The 19,714-nt window shown below is 58.7% G+C and carries 18 protein-coding genes, 1 tRNA gene and 1 pseudogene; 10 read left to right on the top strand and 10 right to left on the bottom strand.

Translation table 11 applies throughout. From position 1 onward, the window contains the following. Positions 1 to 88 precede the first annotated feature (88 nt). From phaC to radC, 4 genes and pseudogenes are all read left to right on the top strand, one after another. Positions 89 to 1,924: a class I poly(R)-hydroxyalkanoic acid synthase gene (phaC, locus tag ABJN75_RS12160; protein ID WP_348439858.1), complete on the top strand. Its 1,836-nt coding sequence runs from the start codon at positions 89 to 91 to the stop codon at positions 1,922 to 1,924. A gap of 95 nt (positions 1,925 to 2,019) precedes the next feature. Then, positions 2,020 to 2,709 carry a DNA/RNA nuclease SfsA gene (gene sfsA / locus ABJN75_RS12165; protein ID WP_348439859.1) on the top strand — a complete coding sequence of 230 codons (690 nt, stop codon included), beginning with the start codon at positions 2,020 to 2,022 and terminating at the stop codon, positions 2,707 to 2,709. A gap of 48 nt (positions 2,710 to 2,757) precedes the next feature. Further along, positions 2,758 to 3,585, top strand: coding sequence for a type I methionyl aminopeptidase (gene map, locus ABJN75_RS12170; RefSeq protein WP_348439860.1), 828 nt, complete (start codon positions 2,758 to 2,760; stop codon positions 3,583 to 3,585). A 179-nt stretch (positions 3,586 to 3,764) separates the two neighbouring features. Further along, a pseudogene (gene radC, locus ABJN75_RS12175) lies at positions 3,765 to 4,430 on the top strand (DNA repair protein RadC); the annotation flags it as partial. 133 nt (positions 4,431 to 4,563) lie between these two features. Here radC and tig read toward each other — a convergent pair. From tig to ABJN75_RS12195, 4 genes are all read right to left on the bottom strand, one after another. Continuing rightward, a complete protein-coding gene (tig, locus tag ABJN75_RS12180; RefSeq protein ID WP_348439883.1) occupies positions 4,564 to 5,985 on the bottom strand; it encodes a trigger factor in 1,422 nt (473 codons plus the stop codon). 181 nt (positions 5,986 to 6,166) lie between these two features. Further along, a tRNA-Leu gene (locus ABJN75_RS12185) sits at positions 6,167 to 6,251 on the bottom strand. A gap of 149 nt (positions 6,252 to 6,400) precedes the next feature. Further along, positions 6,401 to 7,009, bottom strand: a complete 609-nt coding sequence (locus tag ABJN75_RS12190; RefSeq protein ID WP_348439861.1) for a GDYXXLXY domain-containing protein — start codon at positions 7,007 to 7,009, stop codon at positions 6,401 to 6,403. Continuing rightward, positions 7,006 to 8,118 carry a DUF2157 domain-containing protein gene (locus ABJN75_RS12195; protein WP_348439862.1) on the bottom strand — a complete coding sequence of 371 codons (1,113 nt, stop codon included), beginning with the start codon at positions 8,116 to 8,118 and terminating at the stop codon, positions 7,006 to 7,008. The genes ABJN75_RS12190 and ABJN75_RS12195 overlap by 4 nt, the downstream gene beginning before the upstream one ends. Positions 8,119 to 8,389: 271 nt before the next feature. On the opposite strand from ABJN75_RS12195, the gene ABJN75_RS12200 reads away from it, so the two are divergent. The 5 genes from ABJN75_RS12200 to ABJN75_RS12220 all read left to right on the top strand — a co-directional run bounded on the left by ABJN75_RS12200 (position 8,390) and on the right by ABJN75_RS12220 (position 12,566). Next, the gene (locus ABJN75_RS12200; protein WP_348439863.1) at positions 8,390 to 8,530 is read left to right on the top strand and encodes a DUF1127 domain-containing protein; all 141 of its coding nucleotides are present in this window, start codon (positions 8,390 to 8,392) and stop codon (positions 8,528 to 8,530) included. A gap of 401 nt (positions 8,531 to 8,931) precedes the next feature. Then, the gene (locus ABJN75_RS12205; protein WP_348439864.1) at positions 8,932 to 9,075 is read left to right on the top strand and encodes a DUF1127 domain-containing protein; all 144 of its coding nucleotides are present in this window, start codon (positions 8,932 to 8,934) and stop codon (positions 9,073 to 9,075) included. A 320-nt stretch (positions 9,076 to 9,395) separates the two neighbouring features. Next, positions 9,396 to 9,542 carry a DUF1127 domain-containing protein gene (locus tag ABJN75_RS12210; RefSeq protein ID WP_348439865.1) on the top strand — a complete coding sequence of 49 codons (147 nt, stop codon included), beginning with the start codon at positions 9,396 to 9,398 and terminating at the stop codon, positions 9,540 to 9,542. Positions 9,543 to 9,654: 112 nt separating this feature from the next. Continuing rightward, a complete protein-coding gene (gene trmFO / locus ABJN75_RS12215) occupies positions 9,655 to 11,091 on the top strand; it encodes a methylenetetrahydrofolate--tRNA-(uracil(54)-C(5))-methyltransferase (FADH(2)-oxidizing) TrmFO (protein ID WP_348439866.1) in 1,437 nt (478 codons plus the stop codon). Between the two features lie 119 nt (positions 11,092 to 11,210). Continuing rightward, the gene (locus ABJN75_RS12220; protein WP_348439867.1) at positions 11,211 to 12,566 is read left to right on the top strand and encodes a VWA domain-containing protein; all 1,356 of its coding nucleotides are present in this window, start codon (positions 11,211 to 11,213) and stop codon (positions 12,564 to 12,566) included. Between the two features lie 98 nt (positions 12,567 to 12,664). Here the strand turns inward: ABJN75_RS12220 and ABJN75_RS12225 are convergent, their stop codons facing one another. The 6 genes from ABJN75_RS12225 to yajC all read right to left on the bottom strand — a co-directional run bounded on the left by ABJN75_RS12225 (position 12,665) and on the right by yajC (position 18,488). Further along, complete coding sequence (locus tag ABJN75_RS12225) at positions 12,665 to 13,630, bottom strand: sterol desaturase family protein (RefSeq protein WP_348439868.1); 966 nt, start codon at positions 13,628 to 13,630, stop codon at positions 12,665 to 12,667. Then, on the bottom strand, positions 13,623 to 14,081 hold the full coding sequence (locus tag ABJN75_RS12230; RefSeq protein ID WP_348439869.1) for a hypothetical protein: 459 nt from the start codon (positions 14,079 to 14,081) through the stop codon (positions 13,623 to 13,625). Before ABJN75_RS12230 ends, ABJN75_RS12225 begins: the two co-directional genes overlap by 8 nt. Before the next feature lie 143 nt (positions 14,082 to 14,224). Next, positions 14,225 to 15,046: a phytoene/squalene synthase family protein gene (locus ABJN75_RS12235; protein WP_348439870.1), complete on the bottom strand. Its 822-nt coding sequence runs from the start codon at positions 15,044 to 15,046 to the stop codon at positions 14,225 to 14,227. 59 nt (positions 15,047 to 15,105) lie between these two features. Further along, positions 15,106 to 15,492 (bottom strand): Mth938-like domain-containing protein, encoded by a 387-nt coding sequence (locus ABJN75_RS12240; protein WP_348439871.1) that lies wholly within the window; start codon positions 15,490 to 15,492, stop codon positions 15,106 to 15,108. Positions 15,493 to 15,495: 3 nt separating this feature from the next. Then, a complete protein-coding gene (gene secDF, locus ABJN75_RS12245) occupies positions 15,496 to 18,066 on the bottom strand; it encodes a protein translocase subunit SecDF (RefSeq protein ID WP_348439872.1) in 2,571 nt (856 codons plus the stop codon). A gap of 92 nt (positions 18,067 to 18,158) precedes the next feature. Next, a complete protein-coding gene (yajC, locus tag ABJN75_RS12250) occupies positions 18,159 to 18,488 on the bottom strand; it encodes a preprotein translocase subunit YajC (RefSeq protein ID WP_348439873.1) in 330 nt (109 codons plus the stop codon). Positions 18,489 to 18,794: 306 nt separating this feature from the next. Here yajC and ABJN75_RS12255 point away from each other — a divergent pair, with 306 nt between their 5' ends. Further along, positions 18,795 to 19,664 carry an ATP-binding protein gene (locus tag ABJN75_RS12255; protein WP_348439874.1) on the top strand — a complete coding sequence of 290 codons (870 nt, stop codon included), beginning with the start codon at positions 18,795 to 18,797 and terminating at the stop codon, positions 19,662 to 19,664. Positions 19,665 to 19,714: the final 50 nt, after the last annotated feature.

The following is a 19,714-nucleotide window of genomic DNA, read 5'->3' on the forward strand; positions in this document are numbered from 1 at the left end:
GGATCTACAGCCAAGCATCGCAACTAAGCCGATTTAAGGCAGAATACAGTCCGGAGGCAAGCTTCGGCATTCAGGAGGAGGCATCAATATGCCAGACAAGGGCAAGAGCACGGCCGGGGAAAACCAAAGCGAGGCCAATGCATCACCAGCCGATGCCTATGTCGTCAAGAATCCCGAAGCCTTCGCCCGCAACGTCGCGCGCATGCTTGAGGAATTGGGCAAGGCAGCCGCTGCCTGGGTCGAGCCGCGCGAGAAAGGCGAAGTTTCCGACACTGTCTCCGAACCGATGGCAGACATGGTCAAGACCTTCTCCAAGGTCGGAGAATACTGGCTGTCCGATCCCAAACGCGCCATCGAAGCCCAGACGTCGCTGCTGACCAGCTATTTCGGCATGTGGAGCGAATCCGTCAAGCGCATGTCCGGCGAGGACAATAGCCCGAAGCCAAAATCCAGGGACAAGCGATTTTCCGATCCGGATTGGGAAGACAACCCGTTTTTCGAGTTCCTGAAAAATGCCTATTTCATCACCTCCGACTGGGCCAACAAGCTCGTCGACGAGAGTGAAGGCCTCGATGAACATACCCGCCACAAGGCTGCCTTTTACGTGCGCCAGATCACCAGTGCCCTGTCGCCGGCCAATTTCATTGCCACCAATCCCGAGCTCTACAAGGAAATGGTCGCCTCCAACGGTGAGAACCTGGTCAAGGGCATGCACATGCTCGCCGAGGACATTGCTGCAGGAAAGGGCGAGCTGAAGCTGCGGCAATCCGATGCCTCGTCCTTCAAGGTCGGCGAGAACATTGCCGTCTCGCCAGGCAAGGTCATCGCCCAGGACGACATCTGTCAGATCCTCCAGTACCAGCCTGCAACCGAAAAAGTGCTCAAGCGTCCGTTGTTGATCGTGCCGCCATGGATCAACAAGTTCTACATTCTGGACCTTAACCCCAAGAAATCCTTCATCAAATGGGCAACAGAACAGGGCCACACGGTGTTCGTGATCTCCTGGGTCAACCCGGATCAGCGCCAGGCCACCAAAGACTGGGAATCTTACTCCCGCGAGGGCATTTCCTTTGCCCTCGACACCATCGAGAAGGCCACCGGCGAACGCGAGGTCAACGCCATCGGCTATTGTGTCGGCGGTACCCTGCTGGCGGCCACACTGGCGCTGCACGCCCGGGAAAAAGACACCCGCATCGCCACCGCCACTTTTTTCACCACCCAGACCGATTTCACCTATGCCGGCGATCTCAAGGTCTTTGTCGATGACGCGCAGATCTCGTCGATAGAAGCGGCGATGGAAAAGAACGGCTACCTCGACGGGTCCAAGATGGCCACGGCCTTCAACATGCTGCGTGCTTCGGACCTGATCTGGCCCTATGTCGTCAATAATTACCTCAAGGGCAAGGATCCGATGCCCTTTGACCTGCTTTACTGGAATTCGGATGCGACCCGTATGCCGGCCGCAAACCATTCTTTCTATTTGCGCAATTGCTACCTGGAGAACAATTTGTCCCAGGGCAAAATGGTGCTGGCCGGCCAGACCCTGAAACTCGGCGACATCAAGATCCCGGTCTACAACCTCGCCGCCAGGGAAGATCATATCGCCCCTGCCCGTTCGGCCTATATCGGCGGCAAGCTGTTTGGCGGCGACGTCACCTATGTCATGGCAGGATCCGGCCATATCGCCGGTGTGGTCAATCCCCCCGCTGCAGGCAAGTATCAATTCTGGTCCGATGGCCCGGACACTGCCGAATTCGACGACTGGGTGGCTGGCGCAAAGGAAACCCCAGGGTCGTGGTGGCCGCATTGGCAGGAGTGGATCCGCGGATCTTCGGCTGAAGAGGTGCCCGCGCGCAAACCCGGAGGCAAGAAGCTCAAGCCGATCGAGGACGCGCCCGGATCTTATGTTCGCGTCCGGGTCTGAGCCCTTCCACCGTCTCGTCTGATGCGCCCGACCGGAAAAAGGCGTTGTTGTTTGCGAGCGGGTTCAATGCCTGATATGCGCCCTGACCATGCTGTTTGATCCGCCGCTACAAGCGATTCCTTTTCGATGCCGAACTGGAAAGCGGAGAACTGATCACCGGCTTCTGCCCCAACACCGGCTCCATGCGCGGACTGACCACGCCCGGCTCAACGTGCTACCTGACCCAGCATACCGGCGGTACGCGCAAATACCGCCACGCTCTTGAACTGGTCGAAGCCGACGATACACTTGTCGGAATAAACACCGCACGTCCGAACCTGCTGGTCGAGGACGCCATCGACGCAGGCCTGATCGGATCGCTCGGCACCTACGCAGAACGCATGCGCGAGCAGAAATATGGCATCAACTCGCGCATCGACATCCTGCTGCGGGATCACGAAAAGGGACTGGCCTATGTCGAGGTCAAGAATGTGCATTTTCGCAGGTCCCCGGGTCTGGCCGAATTTCCCGACAGTGTCACCAGCCGCGGCGCGAAGCATCTTGAAGAACTGGGCGACATGGTCGAGGCTGGACATCGCGCCATCATGGTCTATCTCATTCAACGCGCCGATGTGGACCGGTTCAGCCTTTGCCGCGGTCTCGACCCCGTCTATGCGGCTGCTTTTGACCGCGCCATGAAACGCGGGGTTGAAGCTTGCGCCATACGGTGCAAGATCACATCTGATGAAATACGCGCTGAATCGCTGGTTGCCGTTGAGGAAGCTGGTCTAAACAGCGTAATATAAACTTCAGCCGGCGCCGAGCCGGCCGCGACAGGACAAAGCGAGCCTTCCATGGTTACCTATATTGACGCCGCATCGGCCCCGATGAAAAACACCGGCCAGATCCGGCTTTATGGCCCTGATGGCTTTGAAGGCATGCGCAAGGCATGCCAGGTCACCGCCCGGTGCCTTGATGAACTGGTCTCCCGGGTCGTCCCGGGCGTGACAACCAACGAGATCGACCGCTTCGTGTTCGAATTCGGCAAGGACAACAACGCCCTGCCCGCCACGCTGAATTACCGCGGCTACACCAAATCCTGCTGCACATCGATCAATCACGTCGTTTGTCACGGCATCCCCAACGACAAGCCGCTGCGCGAAGGCGATATCGTCAACATCGATGTGACCTATGTGCTCGACGGCTGGCACGGCGATTCGAGCCGGATGTATCCGGTCGGCCAGATCAAGCGCGCTGCCGAGCGCCTCCTCGAAATTACCCAGAACTCGCTGATGCTCGGCATCGCGGCGGTCAAACCCGGCGCCCGAACCGGCGCGATAGGCCACGCCATCCAGTCCTATGCCGAGGCCGAACGCTGCTCGGTGGTGCGGGATTTCTGCGGCCATGGCGTGGGCCGGCTTTTTCATGACGCTCCCAATATCCTGCATTACGGACGCCTCGACGAGGGCCCGGAAATGCGCCCGGGCATGGTCTTCACCATCGAACCGATGATCAATCTGGGCCGCCCCCATGTCAAAGTGCTCTCTGATGGCTGGACCGCGGTGACGCGAGATCGCTCGCTGACCGCGCAATATGAACACACGATTGGCGTCACCGAGGACGGCTACGAGATCTTCACCCTTTCGCCTGCCGGGCTGGACCGCCCCGGTCTGCCCGCATGACATCACGCCGCCACCCGGGCCCGACTGAAAAAGGCCTCGACGATGGCGGCATGCGTGATGAAGGTCGAGACTTCGCGCCCGATGACGAGCGCAGCTTTTTTGCCGAAAGCCGCCAGGGCAAGACCCGGGGCCAGGCACTCGCAACAGATCCGCGTGGTGCGCCAGACGGCGCGGACGAACATTATCACGGGCATCGGGACCGGTTGCGCCAGCGGTTTCGCGAAAGTGGCGACCGCGCGCTGGCCGATTACGAATTGCTTGAACTGCTGTTGTTCCGGCTGATTCCCCGCCGCGATACAAAACCGATAGCCAAGGCGCTGCTTGCCCGCTTCGGCTCGCTCCCCGAAGTACTCGGCGCGCCGACCGGCTTGCTCACCGAGGTCAAGGGCGTCGGCGACAGCGTCGCGACCGACCTCAAGCTGGTCGCGGCAATTGCTCACCGGATGCTCAAGGGCGATCTCAAGGGCCGGCAGGTTCTCGCATCCTGGTCGTCAGTGATCGAATATTGCCGGGCGGCGATGGCCTTTGAAGCCCGAGAGCAGTTCCGCGTGCTGTTCCTCGACAAGAAAAACGCCCTGATCGCCGACGAAGTGCAGCAGACCGGAACCGTGGATCACACTCCGGTCTATCCGCGCGAAGTGGTCAAACGCGTGCTTGAACTCTCTGCGACCGCGATCATTCTGGTCCACAACCATCCCTCTGGCGACCCGACCCCTTCGCGCGCCGATATCGAGATGACCAAGCTGATCATCGACACCGCCCGCCCGCTGGGCATCACCGTCCACGATCACATCATCATCGGCAAGGAAGGTCATGCCAGCCTCAAGGGCCTTAAGCTGATCTGAGACAGCCAAACCGTTGGATTGCACACGATCCCCGCAGGCGGGCGCAGTTGGTACGCCGTCAATGACGTCGTCGAATCAAAAACGCCGGAGCAATTGATGCCCCGGCGTTTCCTGTAATCCTTGCAGGGATGACTTATTCAGCCGCTGCGTCGTCCTTCTTGGCGGCTTTCTTCTTAGCCGGAGCCTTCTTCTTCGCTGCCGGCTTTTCTTCCGCCTCGGCCTCGTCGTCGGCCATCAGCTCTTCCTTGCTGACGGTCTTGTCGGTCACGTCAATGACAGTAAGCATGTGATCAATGGTCTTTTCCTCGAAGATCGGAGCGCGGAGCGATGCAACGGCACCCGGTGTCTTCTGGAAGTACTCATAGATTTCCTGTTCCTGGCCCGGGAACTTGCGAACCTGCTCGAAAAGCGACCGCTGCAGCTCTTCGTCGCTGACCTGGATACCGGCTTCTTCGCCGATCTTGGAAAGGACCAGACCCAGCCGAACCCGCCGCTCGGCCAGCTTGCGATATTCTTCGCGAGCAGCCTCTTCGGTGATATCTTCATCCTCGAAGGTCTTGCCGTTGTCGGTAAGTTCCTGGTTGATCTGACGCCAGATGCTTTCGAATTCGGCATCCACGAGCTTGGACGGAGATTCCAGCTTGTGGGCTTCGTCGAGCTGATCGAGGATCTGCCGCTTCAGTTTCTGGCGGGTGATCTGGCCGTACTGGCTTTCGATCTGCGAACGCACGATTTCGCGCAGCTTGTCAGCCGATTCGAGGCCAAGCGTCTTGGCGAGTTCATCATTGATTTCCAGCTCGCCAGGAGCAGCCACTGCCTTGACGGTAATGTCGAACTTGGCTTCCTTGCCGGCCAGATGGGCGGCCTGGTAATCGTCCGGGAAAGTGACCGAGATTTCTTTCTCGTCGCCAGCCTTGAGGCCAACCAGCTGCTCTTCAAAGCCCGGAATGAACCGGTTCGAACCGATGACCAGCTCCGCGTCCTGATCGGCGCCGCCTTCGAAGGGCTCGCCGTCGAGTTTGCCGAGATAATCGATCGTCACCTTGTCGCCATCAGCAGCCTTGCCGTCCTTGGGCTCATAGGTGCGGCTGTTTTCGGCAACGCGCAGCACCTGCTCTTCGACTTCTTCCGCCGGCACGTCGATGATCTCGCGCACAACCTTGAAGCTGGACATGTCCGCCACGTCAAAAGACGGGATAACTTCATAGACCATGGTGAATTCGAAATCGGCGGCGCCGTTGAGGATTTCGTCGGCTTCCTTCTCGTCCTCGGTCATGGAGATTTCAGGTTGAGTAGCAGCCTTCTCGCCACGCTCGGAAAGGATCGCGGTCGGCTTTTCCTGGATCATCTCGTTGACCAGTTGGGCCATCATCGATTTTCCGTAGACCTTTTTCAGGTGCGAAATCGGCACCTTGCCGGGACGGAAACCGTTGATCCGCATCTTGCCCTTGGCTTCGGCAAGCTTTTCGTTGAGTTGCGACGCCATATCCTTGGCGGGAACGACAACCTTCAATTCGCGCTTCAGCCCTTCGGCAAGCGTTTCGGTAACCTGCATGTTCAAACCTTCATTTCCTCGCGACTGCGACCGTTCGGGTTGGCCCCGCGACTGGGCCGGCTAACCGGCGTCGCTTGTGGCATTTTTCATTTCAGGCTCCAAACCGGATCAACCGGCAGGATGCCTCTTCGTCTTCGTCCACTCATCCAGCGCCAGGCGGCGGCCGGACTGGATCATAATCTGGTGCGGGTAGAGAGACTTGAACTCCCACGCCTTACGGCACCAGAACCTAAATCTGGCGTGTCTACCAATTTCACCATACCCGCTCTTAGGGCCGCAAAACCACGCTCGCGCGAGGCGACCCTGAACGCGGTCGCTCTATATCACCCGTTTGGCGGCGATCAAAGGAAAAATGACCCTAGCGGTCAGGGTTTTTGGTCACAATCCGCACGGAACGCAAAATATAGCCCGCTTTTCAATAGAGCGGTTCCTGGTAAAGCGTCTCGCCATCAATCATTAATCTCGCGATTTGCGGTTCTCCATTCTCCGAAACACGGATCGCGACCGTGGTGCGACCGTCGTTTCGGGCCTTTTCAATCTCAAGCCCTTCACCTTCCGGAACATAATAGCGCTCAATCCCGAAGCTCAGCCTGCCGATCGAATTCAATCCGCCGGTCGGCTGAGCGACGCTGACACGGGCCGGCAGCGATTTGAGAACCACCTCCTCCGCAGAAACCTGCTGAGGCCTGGAAAAGCTTGCGGCCTTCGCCGCGAACACGCCGTCACTGCCCGGAGCCAGTATCAGCCACACCGGAGTGGTGGTGTCTTCAACCGGCCAGGCCCCGACAACCAGTTGCTTTTCAATGGAGGACACGTCCTTGTAATTGAGCCGGACATAATCTCCGCGCATCAGATCGCGCGGGTCTACCGGTTCGGTTTTGAGGACGACTTCGCGACCATCCCTGAGGATCGCAGCCCTGCGCTCGATCGCCAGCGCAAGAGTTCCGACAAGAACCGCGGCGGACACAAGGCCGGCCAGCAATGGGTTGATCCGCCGTCGCAGCATATGACCGAACTTCATCATGACCGTGCCTCGCCTGATTTGAATCGCTTCTCGATCTTCATCACCGCGAATGCGATAACGGCCAACACCAGACCGCCGAAAAACAGAAAGCCGGAACTGCCAAGCAGCGATCCAAGCGTTTCGCTAACCACGTAAATCGTCTCGCAAGCGAAGGCGAAATAAGCGGCCCGCCGGACCAGTTGGTTTTCGCCGCCGGCAACGATCAGAAGCGCAACGCTGCTGATCAGAATCAGCGCGGCAAGCGCCACCTCGGTCACAAGCCCCGGATCGTTGAAGTTGGCCTGTATCAAACCCATCCCGGCCAGCAACAGAACCGCCCCATAGGCCGAGAACATGCCATGCTTAGCCACCACGCCGCCTGTCAGTGATGGTGCAAACGATCCGAGCGCAAACGCCACCGCGCCAATCGCGGCCAGCACGTAGCCAGGTTGCAGGTCGGTTGCCCTGTCCACCACCCACATCGCCCAGCACAGCAGCAGCAAGGCGCCAAGATGTCCGCCGATGGCAGAACGCGCTCTCCAGGCCGACACCATGACGGCAACGGCCAGTGCCAGGACAATTCCATAGCCGGAAAGATTGAGGACATTTGCAGATCCGTATCCGAACAGGTCTGATTCGGCGAACAGGTAGCCGAATCCCAACAGACCGGCGCTGACGGCAGCCATCGGCGAGGCAAAGGCGGCGGACACCACGAGCGCCCCTACGGACCATGTCAGCATGAATGCCGCTTCGTCGCCGCTCAGATGATACATCTGGCCCACCAGTGCCAGGCCGGCGCCATAACAAAGCAGCGTGAACACCAGTGCAGCCTCGGTGATCCAGACAGACCCCCGTCTCGCGGCCACCACGGCGACAGCAAGACCGCCCATTATAAGGACAACGACAGTGACGACCCGCATCAATCGCGGAATGGCGTCCCAGTTTGCCGCGACAAGCGCGATCACCGCACCGCCAAACATTACTGCCGCAAGCACCGCCAGAACCGCGGAAAGGCTAAAACCGGCATAGCGCTTGTCATGATCGGCCAGCAACGCCTCACCCTGGCCGGGCTGCAGAAGCCCGCGCCGGGTCCACTGGTCGATTTCACGCTTGAGATATCTTCTAAGCATTTGCCGATTCCTTCACCCAGGCGCTCCTGCCCGAGATTACACCAAGCCGCGTGCCGGACAATGACGGCATAAACGGCAGCCTGCCTTCAAATATTCCGCCAGTGCACAGCTTTGAGGCAAAGCGACACCAAAATCACTTAAGCCATGCAAATATCGAATAGCTTCCATGAGAATATTGCACTGCACAAATCGATTGAATGCCCCTATATTCAAAACATCGGAACGCCACGGTGGTGATCCGGAAAACAGCAGGACAAAGGAAGATCGAAAAATGAAACTGATCCACTCCTACGCCAGCTGGCGGAAATACCGCGAAACCTGCGTCGAGCTGAACCGGCTTTCGGAACGCGAGTTGAGCGACATCGGCATGTCACGGGGCGATATCCCATTCGCCGCACGGCGCGCCTTGTAAGAGTTTCAAGAATTCGGAGCGGCCTCCTCCTCCTCCCATAAAGCCGCTTCGATGTGACTGACGTTCATCCTCCTCCCGAGCGTCAGTCTCCCAAAATGACGCCCACCGGATCCTCCTCCCCCGGTGGGCGTTATTTTTTGCGCCAGTCCACCCTGAGCGCCAAGCCATCTCACCCAATTCACCACACGATTCCATTCCCTGGACTGCTTCAGCCCGATTGCGGCAATGGCCGGGCGATATTGTGCGCTTACGTCGTTTTTACAAGGCTTTGTTAAGGCGTAATGCAGAAACCGCATGGCTCCTTTGCGTTATTTTGCACTGCACAATTCGAGCCGATGCCCCTATATTCAATTCAACAAACACGGGGCTGATTTGCAGCCCGAACAGAAAGGACCAACACCATGAACTTCCGTAAGGCTTACAAGGACTGGCGCGACTACCGCACGACCGTGAATGAACTGTCGCGCATGTCTGAACGCGAACTCAATGACCTGGGCATCTCCCGCGGTGACATTCCCTTCGTCGCTCGCCGCCCCGGCAACTAAGACCAAAAATCTCTGCCCGGTATTCCAACCGGTCAATTCAAACGGCGCCCTGGAACCAGGGCGCTGTTTCTGTTTGTGCAGTGGCCATTCATGCGCAAATCAGCCCATGCCTGGCCAAGGCGGCGGGCCTGTTGCATTGCCTAATTTTTACTCATTCCCGAATTGTGATTTTCCAGTTAACCAGCCATTCCGGCCATGCATATCAGGGCTGTGATTATTGCTCTGCACAATAGAGCGGCAAACGCCTATATGAGGGGCATCAGATTGATTACATCGTATTCACCGCCCCGACTGCAGGGCGCGCACCCGAGGAGACTGTCATGAAATTTCTCAACAGAGCACGCAGCTGGATGAAGACCCGCCAGACCGCCCAGGAACTTGCCAACCTTTCCAACGAAACCCTGGCTGACATCGGCCTGACCCGTTTCGACATTGACAATGTGGCGCGCGGCATCCGTACCCGCTGAATACATTCGATATGACCGTTCGTTACGGCGTCCCATGGGGCGCCGTTTTCGTTTGTTGCGGGGTGCGCAAAACATCTTTGAGACGGGACCGGGCCCGTGGTAAACCGACACCATGATCAAGAACACATCCTCCCATTCTTCAATCCACGTCATTGGCGGCGGCCTTGCCGGCTCGGAAGCCGCCTGGCAAATCGCGCGGCGCGGCTTGCCGGTTACACTCCACGAAATGCGGCCGGTGCGCGGCACCGAAGCCCACAAGACCGATAGTCTGGCCGAACTGGTGTGTTCAAACTCGTTCCGCTCCGATGACGCGGAAAACAACGCCGTCGGGGTCATTCACGCTGAAATGCGGCTGGCGGGTTCCCTGATCATGTCCTGCGCCGACAGCCATCAGGTGCCCGCCGGCGGCGCGCTCGCGGTCGATCGGGAAGGCTTTGCGCAGGCTGTTACCAATGCCATCGAGGCCGAACCGCTGATCGCTATCGCGCGTGAGGAAATCACCGGTCTTCCGCCTGCCCAATGGGATCAGACAATCATCGCCACCGGCCCGCTGACAGCCCCGGGGCTGGCGGGTTCGATCCGCGCCGAGACCGGTCAGGATGCCCTTGCCTTCTTCGACGCCATCGCGCCGATCATTCACACCGATTCGATCGACATGTCGGTCTGCTGGTTCCAGTCGCGTTATGACAAGGTCGGCCCCGGCGGCACCGGCAAGGATTACATCAATTGCCCGATGGACAAGGACCAGTACGAGGCCTTTGTCGACGCCCTGATTGGCGGCGACACCACCGGTTTCAAGGAATGGGAGGGAACGCCCTATTTCGACGGCTGCCTGCCCATTGAGATCATGGCCGAACGTGGACGCGAGACCTTGCGCCACGGCCCGATGAAGCCGATGGGCCTGACCAACGCGCACAAGCCCGATATCAAGGCCTACGCCGTGGTCCAATTGCGTCAGGACAACGCGCTCGGCACGCTCTACAATATGGTCGGATTCCAGACCAAACTGAAATATGGCGCACAGGCCGAAATCTTCCGGTTGATTCCCGGCCTGGAGAATGCCGAGTTCGCGCGCCTGGGCGGCCTGCACCGCAACACCTACCTGAACTCGCCGAAGCTGCTCGATGGCACGCTGCAACTCAAATCCCGCCCCGGTCTGCGTTTCGCCGGACAGATCACCGGCTGCGAAGGCTATGTCGAAAGCGCCGCGATGGGACTTCTGGCCGGACGCTTTGCCGCCGCCGAACGTTTGGGCGAGGCGCTGACACCTCCGCCGCTGACATCCGCCTTCGGCGCGCTGCTCAATCACATCACCGGCGGCCATATCCTGAGCGATGACGAGCCCGGCAAGCGTTCGTTTCAGCCCATGAATGTCAATTTCGGTCTGTTTCCACCGCTCGAACCCGGCGCAATCGTCAAGCCCGAAGGCGGCGGCCGCTTCCGGGGCAAGGACAAGGCCAAGGCCAAGAAACAGGCCATGGCGCGCCGCGCGCTCACTGATTTTGCAGCATGGCTGTCAAGCGACTCCGTGCGACAAGCTGCCGAATAGCATCACGAAAACCCGGTCCAAATCGAACGAGTTTTTTCGAAAAACCTTAACTCCTTGCCGGTATCATTTCCCATAAACACGAAAACACGTCCGCAGACGTCGATCACGGGGAAATCGAGATGCTACGCAAACTCGGCACAAACCGCTCCGGAAACTTCGGAATGATGGCCGCATTGATGAGCTTGCCATTGTTCGGCGCCGCCGCACTGGCCGTTGATTATGTCAACGCCGCAGGCCACAAGGCCAGCATCCAGAACGCCGTCGACGCCGCGGTGCTGGCCGCGGCAGTCTCCAAGAAGACGACCGAAGCGGAGTTGCGGGAGATCGCCGTCTCCGCATTGCTGGGCAATGTCACTGACGATGTGCGCAGCGACCTCGATGTGACGGCTTTCACGCTCAATGCCGATGGCCAGGTAACGATGCAAGTCAACGGTAAGCTGCCAAGCACGTTTGCACGGATTTTCAACCTCGACATACTCAATGTAGGGGTCACTGCCCAGGCGCAACGCTCCGGGGGACGAAGCATCGAGATTGCCATGGTGCTCGACAACACCTATTCAATGGTTGGCCAGAAACTGGCCGATCTCAAATCTGCAGCCAATGCCCTGATCAAAACCTTCGAGGATGAGTCCGATCTCGACGTCAAGATCGCGCTCGTGCCATTCTCGCGCTACGTCAATGTCGGGTTGCAATACCGAAACGAGAGTTGGCTCCAGGTCGATCCGGACTCATCGACCACCAAGAATGTTTGCAGCACCTACAGACCCGTGACCGGCAAATCAGGGTGCTACCGGGAGACCACTTCGGGAATGAACGACGGCGTGCCAACCACGGGATCGCGCGAGGTGTGCACAAGCTACACATACGGTCCGGAACAGACCGTCTGCAGGGACCGTACGACAACCATCAAATGGAAAGGCTGCGTCGGATCGCGGGATGCGCCACAGGACGTCAGCGATTCACGCCCGGATCGACGGATTCCCGGCTTGATGAATCAGAGTTGCAGTGCACCGCTGCTGACGCTCACCGACAACTTCACCACCATTCGCAGTGCAATCAATTCCATGGTGGCTCAGAACGAGACATATATTCCGGCCGGCATCATGTGGGGTTGGCGAGTGTTGTCGCCGCAAGTGCCTTTTAGCGAAGGCAAGCAATACTCCAAGGATGTCCGTAAATTCATGATCGTCATGACGGACGGCTCCAACACCCTGTCTCCGACCTACCCCCTGCACAACGGCAGGGACGGCACCTATGCCGATCAGCTCATGATCAAGGCATGCGCCAACGCCAAGGCGGAGAGCATCGAAATCTTCACCGTCGGCGTCGGCGTGCCCAATGCCAGCACACGCCAGGGGTTGGCCACATGTGCATCCAAACCCGATAATGCCATAGCCATTACCGACTCGACCAAGCTCAGCGCAGCCTTTCAGGATATCGCCAACCAGATTCTGGCAGTGCGGCTGACGATGTAGAGCTCCCCCGCGGATCCAGTGACAAGACCGCTTGCATGATCAGCGCAATTGGCAAGCGTCAACCGGCATTTCCCCCCCCGATCCCGGGTGAACCAATGCTATTCCGCCGGGGACACCGCCTGCCCGGCCGCGGCGCGCGGCAGGCCGGGTGTTCCAGCTGATTCGGGGTTTTGCGCGACATAATCCGTTTTCAACGCCTCCGACCCCTTGCGTGATCCGTCATGGCTCCAGCCAGGTGGTGCGAACAGGTAGGCCAGCCTCTCGGTCAGCGTCAGCCCCGGCTGAAACGCGTCGGCGAACATGTCGATCCATTCGTGAAACGCCACCTTGACCGGATTGAAGGTGCCGATGTTCCTGACAATGCCGTAGCGCGGCATGTCCTCATCGAGTTCCGGCACGAAACTGCCGAACATGCGGTCCCATATGATCAATGTGCCGGCATAGTTTGAATCAAGATAGCGCGGATTGGTGGCATGGTGCACCCGGTGATGCGACGGAGTGTTGAAGATCAATTCGATCGGCTTCCACATCCTGCCGATCGCTTCGGTGTGGATCCAGAACTGGTAGACAAGATTGAGCCCGCCGACAAACAGCAAAAGCACTGGATGAAAGCCGATCAGCGCCAGGGGAATCCTCAGAATGAACATGCCGGTGAACGTGCCTGTCCAGCTCTGCCGCAACGCCGTCGACAGGTTATAATGTTGTGAGGAATGATGATTGACGTGTTCAGCCCACACCCAGCGGCACCGGTGCGCAATGCGATGATACCAGTAATACCGCAGATCATCGAGGATGAAGCACAAGGCGATGGCCCACCAGGATGTGCCAAAATCATGGATCCGGAATTCCCAGGCCCACATCAGCACCCAGAACGCGACAAAACCGAGAAGCAGACCCGAGACCACATTGCCGACGCCCATCAACAGGGAGGTCAGCGTATCGCGGGTTTCATAATCGCCGCGGCCTTTGAAATACCGGATGACAAACAGTTCAAGCAGGATCGCGAGCACGAAAAACGGGATCGCCATCTGCGTCACATCCGGAAAATCTTTCAGATCAGGCATTGTGCCCCTCCTCCGGACCGCCCAGTTCCGGCTTCGCCAGGACAAAGCTTCCGCACAGCCAAAGTGAAACTTCCGCCGCCTCTTCACTGTTCAGGAACACATATTCTCCGCCCTTGAGGGTGGAATCATGAAATTCAACCTTCAACCCGGGCTGGTTTTCAAGCGGCTCTACCGAGACCGCGCCCGGCAGGATCAGCCTCGCAACGAAGTGACGTCCCATCGACTGCAGAAATCCGACTTTTCCATCTGCCAGCCTGAAAAAACAGGCATTTCCATCCATGGTCATCGTCACAGAGCGAATGGCCTCGCCGGGATAGGCGCGGGCGAACTCGAGGATCGCTTCGCCGGTGTCGCGGGCATCCTTGTGTCGCGATCCCCCGGTATAGTGAACAGCGCCAACCACCAGCAAGACGCCGAAAGCGACCATCACAATCAAGACACCAAGGCTCATCTTCTTCCTCCGACTTGACGCGGCTCCCGGACGCGTCAACGCTTGCTGACTATGCCCCGCACCATATTGTTGTGCAAGCCGCGCAAATCATGGATCAGTTTCAGGAGATGGCGCGCATCGGCAATGAGCGAATGCGGAAAATATCAGAGTCCGCCGCGCCGCGCTGCCCGCCACAAGCTCCATTGCCGCCGCCACTGCGGCAACTGAAGCGACGTATCCAGGCTGGCCGCGCCCAGTTTTTCGGCACGCACCAGAACAGGCTCCACTAAAGACACCGGCAGATAGGCAGGAAATACCGCTGCCGGCATCAGCCCGAGCGCTGCTTTCGCCTTGTTGAGATGCTCCCTGCCAAATCCGGCGAAAGCCCGCACCACAGTCGAGATCGCGGCGCGGTCTTCACCCCTTACAAATCGGTCGCGATCGAGCCCGGTCGCGGCCAGCAGATCGCCTGGAATGAAAACCTGCCCCCTGGCCTGGGTGATCGGCAACATCATCAAATGGCCGGCCACCGCCTGTGCCACGCCGGCATGACCACTGGCGGTGGCGGTTTCAGCCGAGATCGCAGGGTCGATCAGATAGACTGACATTTGCAGCATCGTCGACGCGGTTTCGCCGGCATAACCTTCATAGCTCATGCGATCGGGCATCGGATCATCATAAAGATCGAAAATCCGCGCCGCGCACATCGCCATCAGCGGTGCGGCGGCCATGGCACGGCGATCCATCATGTCTCGCAGCGCGGAGGCGACAGGATGCGCGTTCGCCTCCCCGTCCCGTTCGCCTGAAAGCACATCGCTCCACCACTGAAGCCGCACCTCGCCGGGCAGCGGCTCACGCACCCTGTCTCGGATCGCCGCGATCTCGGCATTAAACAGCATCAACGTCAGGAGATCGTCGCGAACCGCCTCGGGCATCAGCAACAATGCCAGATACCGGTCAATGTCAGCAGCACGCAGCTCGGACATCTGTTGCTCACGCGCAGCGGGCGACAGAGCGCCTGATGACCCCGGCCCGGTCACGATGCTCAGACGGCGATCAGGGCGGCGGCGACTGCCCGTGATTCGGCTAGCATGACATTGTAAGTCCGCACCGCTGCTCCAGTGCTCATCGGGTCGGACGAGACATTGGCACCACGCAGGACCTGCTTCAGATCGGCAGGCAGCGGCCGGATCGACATGCCGGTTCCAACCAGCAGAAATTCGATCTCTCCGGCTTCAGCCATCACCTTGTCAAACCGCGAAGCCGTCAACGCGGAATCTTCATCCATATCCCAGCCGTATATGCCAGAGGGCAGACACAGGATCGAGCCGCGATGCGACATCTCGGCAAACCTGAAACCGCCATTGCCGTAGGCCTCGATCGGCGCGCGGCCGGGAAAATGCGCCTCGCGGATCTCGATACCCCGCGCCATCCCTCAGGCCGTGCTCTGGTTGGCGGCGTCCGGGTCGGTTTCCCCCTGATCCTCGGTATCCATCCCGACGCGAAAAGTGTCTGCCCTCAGCTTGAACAGGATCAGCACCGGTGCGGCAATGAAGATCGACGAATAGGTTCCGACCACGACACCAAAGATCATTGCGAATGTGAAGGAGCGGATGACCTCGCCACCAAACAGGAACAGCGCCAGCAACGCCAGAAGCGTGGTCACTGATGTCAGGATGGTGCGCGGCAACATCTGGTTGATTGACATGTCAAGCAAGCTCGGAAGCGGCATCTTCTTGTAACGCCTTAGATTTTCCCGGACACGGTCGTACACGACAACCGTATCATTGAGCGAATATCCGACAATCGTCAGCACCGCGGCGATACTCGAAAGGTTGAACTCGATACCGGAGACAACGAAAATGCCAATGGTCAGCACCACATCGTGAATCGTTGCGATGATGGCGCCAAGCGCGAACTGCCACTCGAACCGGAACCAGATATAGACCAGGATGGCCATAAGAGATGCAATGACGGCAATGGTGCCGGCTTGCGCCAGTTCACCCGAAACCGTCGGTCCGACCACTTCGACACGGCGGATATCGTAGTCGCCTTCCAGCTCGGCGCGAACCAGGGTGATCACCGTCTGCTCGGCGTTTTCACCGCCACCTTGCGCCTGCACACGGATCAGCACTTCGCGTGGCGAGCCGAATTCCTGCGCCTGGATGTCTCCCAGGTTGAGTTCCGACAGCCGCGCCCGGATGTCGCCGACATTGGCGTTTCCGTCCTTGGCTTGAACCTCGATCATCGATCCGCCCTTGAAATCGATGCCGTAGTTCATGTTGATCGTGGCAAACAGCGCCATCGAGATCAGTGAAGTAGCCGCCGATATGACAAAGGTGTATCGGCGAAGCTTCATGAATCGGAAGCTGAAATCCCGGATAATCGCATCAAGCGCGCCTCTGGGCATGACCTTCGGTCGGCTGCGCCGCACCCACTCCGCAACCAGCCAGCGCGTCAGGGTGAAGGCGGTGAAGACGGTTGTCACAATACCGACTGCAAGCGTCACCGCGAAACCGCGAACCGGCCCGGTACCCAGATAGAACAGGATGATTGCTGCAATCAGCGTGGTGACGTTGGCATCCAGAATGGTTGAGAAGGCTTTGCTGAATCCGGCGTCGATAGCCTGGATGAGCGATCGCCCGGCCCGGTGTTCCTCACGAATACGCTCGTAAATCAGCACGTTGGAGTCCACCGCCATACCAACGGTCAGAACGATACCGGCAATCCCCGGCAATGTCAGCGTTGCGCCCAGCAGCGTAAGGATTGCAATGATCATCACCACGTTGGCAATCAGTGCCAGGTTCGCGATGAAGCCAAGCATGCCGTAGGCCACGAACATGAACACCAGCACCAGAACCGCGCCGATGATGCCGGCGATTTCGCCGGCGGCAACCGAATCGGCGCCGAGCCCCGGGCCGACGGTGCGTTCTTCAATTACCGTCAATGTCGCCGGCAATGCACCAGCACGCAGCAGGATCGCCAGATCATTGGCGCTTTGAACATCGAAATTGCCGGAAATCTGGCCGGTACCACCCAGGATGGGTTCACGAATTACCGGAGCCGAGATCACCTGTTCATCAAGCACAATGGCGAACGGCAAGCCGACGTTCTTGGTCGTGGCCTGACCGAAGCGCTGACCGCCCTTGGAATCAAACCGGAAACTGACAACCGGTTCGTTGGTGCGCTGGTCATAACCGGCCTGTGCGTCGACGAGATTCTCGCCCGAAACCAGCACAGTTCGCTCGATAAGATAGGGAATCGGCGGATCATCGGTAGAATAGAGCACCTCCGCCCCCGACGGAGGACGGCCTTCGATTGCCTCCTGCACCGGCATCGACGTGTCGACCATCCGGAAAGCCAGTTTGGCGGTCTGGTTCAGAAGGCTTTTCAAACGCTCCGGATCTGAAAGACCCGGAACCTGCACCAGAATCCGGTCAACGCCCTGACGCTGGATAACCGGTTCGGTGGTTCCCAGTTCGTCGATCCGCTTGCGCACCACCTCAATCGACTGGGCTACCGCCGACGATACGCGGTAGGTAATGCCTTCATCGGTCAGCAGAATACGCAATTGCCCGGGCTGGGTTTCTTCGATGCTTGCCTCGGCCACGGTACCGCCGCCAAACAATCCGGAATTGACCGGCAATGTCAGTTCGGCAAGAGCCTCTTTGGCTTCATCGATCCGTGCATCATCGCGAATGCGGACCTGCACCATCTGGCCGGTTCCCGAAAGGCCCGTGTATCCGATTCCCGCTTCGCGCAGCACCCGCCGCACGTCATCAACCGTTGTGGTCAGCCTGTCCTTGATAATGTCCTGACGGTCCACCTGCAGGAGCATGTAGGAGCCGCCCTGAAGATCAAGGCCAAGAGTGAGTTTCTTGGAAGGCGCCCAGTCCGGCAGGTTGTCTGCCTGTTGCTGGTTCAAAAGGTTCGGAGAGGCAAACACCACGCCGGCAAGAACAGCAAGCCAGATCAGGGTAGTTTTCCAACGGGAGAAATAAAGCATGGTGCTCTCGGTTCATCCTCGGGGACGAAATTGTGTGGGTAAAAAGTCCGGCGTCAGACGAACAGGAACACGTTCCTGTCCGTCATTTGCGGCTATTCCTTGGCGGGCTCACCCTTGACACGCACATCGGCAATCAGGCTGCGAACCAGCCGTACCTTGACGCCATCGGCAATTTCGACTTCCAGTTCGGTATCGTCAATCACCTTGGAGACCTTGCCAATTACACCACCACCGGTGATGACCTGATCGCCGCGGCGAACATTATTCAGCATTTCCGTCCGCTTTTTCATCTGCGTGCGCTGTGGCCGGATGATGAGGAAATACATGATTACAAAAATCAGCAGGAAAGGCAGGATCGACATCAGGATCTCACTGCCGCCGCCACCTAGTGGGGACTGGGCATAGGCCGGGGTCACAAACATGAAAAACTCCTTGAGGGTAAGCTTGGGGGGTACCCGGAGGCTCCCCAACAGTCGAGCGGAATATAGTGGCAAGATAGACGATTGCAACGCAAACATGGCGCCGGCTGGCCCTAATTGCCGTTCAAAACAGCTTTTCCGCGTCATCCTGCCGTGCTACCCGCTTTGGCACATGTCTGGATAGGGTGATTTCACTCGTCCGAGACAGGCATGCAACCGGTCAAAGCATCTAGCGGCCATTGCCTGTTCATCCAAACGAACACCGCTCGGTGTACAATAGTGTCAAGTCAAACCTGCCTGGAACATCGCATGCAAGACGAAACCGCCCGCCAAATCCTTGCCGAGCTTTCCCGCCTGTCGCGCGCCGTGGAAGCCCTGGCGCCGTCCCTGCCCGTCACCAACGACTTCGATGCAGCCGCCTGTTTTGTCTGGGACGCGGACAAACATTATCTCGCGCCGGTGACCCGGCCCAACCGGATTGAAATCAGTCTGATCAGGGGGGTCGACCATGTCCGCGACATTCTGGTCGACAACACCCGCCGCTTCGCCCATGGGCTACCCGCCAACAATGTGTTGCTCTGGGGGGCCAGGGGCATGGGTAAATCCTCGCTGGTCAAGGCGGTTCATGCTGCGCTTGCTGCCGACGCGGATCTTCCGGCACCTCTGAAACTCATAGAAATCCATCGCGAGGACATCAACTCGCTGCCCGCGCTCATGGGCCTGCTGAGACCGGCGCAGGCGCGGTTCATCCTGTTTTGCGACGACCTGTCGTTTGATCATGACGATACCGACTACAAATCGCTCAAGGCTGCGCTCGATGGCGGTATTGAAGGTCGCCCCGACAATGTGTTGCTATACGCAACCTCCAACCGCCGCCATCTGTTGTCGCGTGACATGATCGAGAACGAACGATCCACCGCCATCAATCCCAGCGAAACGGTCGAAGAAAAAGTTTCGCTGTCCGACCGCTTCGGTCTCTGGCTCGGGTTCCACAAATGCTCCCAGGACGATTATCTCGAGATGGTATCGGGATATGCCGCGCATTTCGAACTCGGCTCCGACCCCGAAACACTCCGTTCAGAGGCGCTGGAATGGTCAACAACACGCGGCGCCCGCTCTGGACGCGTGGCCTGGCAATTCATCCAGGATCTGGCCGGCCGTCTGGGAAAAAACATCTGAGCGGAGCACGTCCGCGCCGCAATGAAAAAAGGCCGGTACACAAAAGTGCC

This window comes from Hoeflea sp. (assembly GCF_039975035.1).
Taxonomy (GTDB): Bacteria; Pseudomonadota; Alphaproteobacteria; order Rhizobiales; family Rhizobiaceae; genus Hoeflea.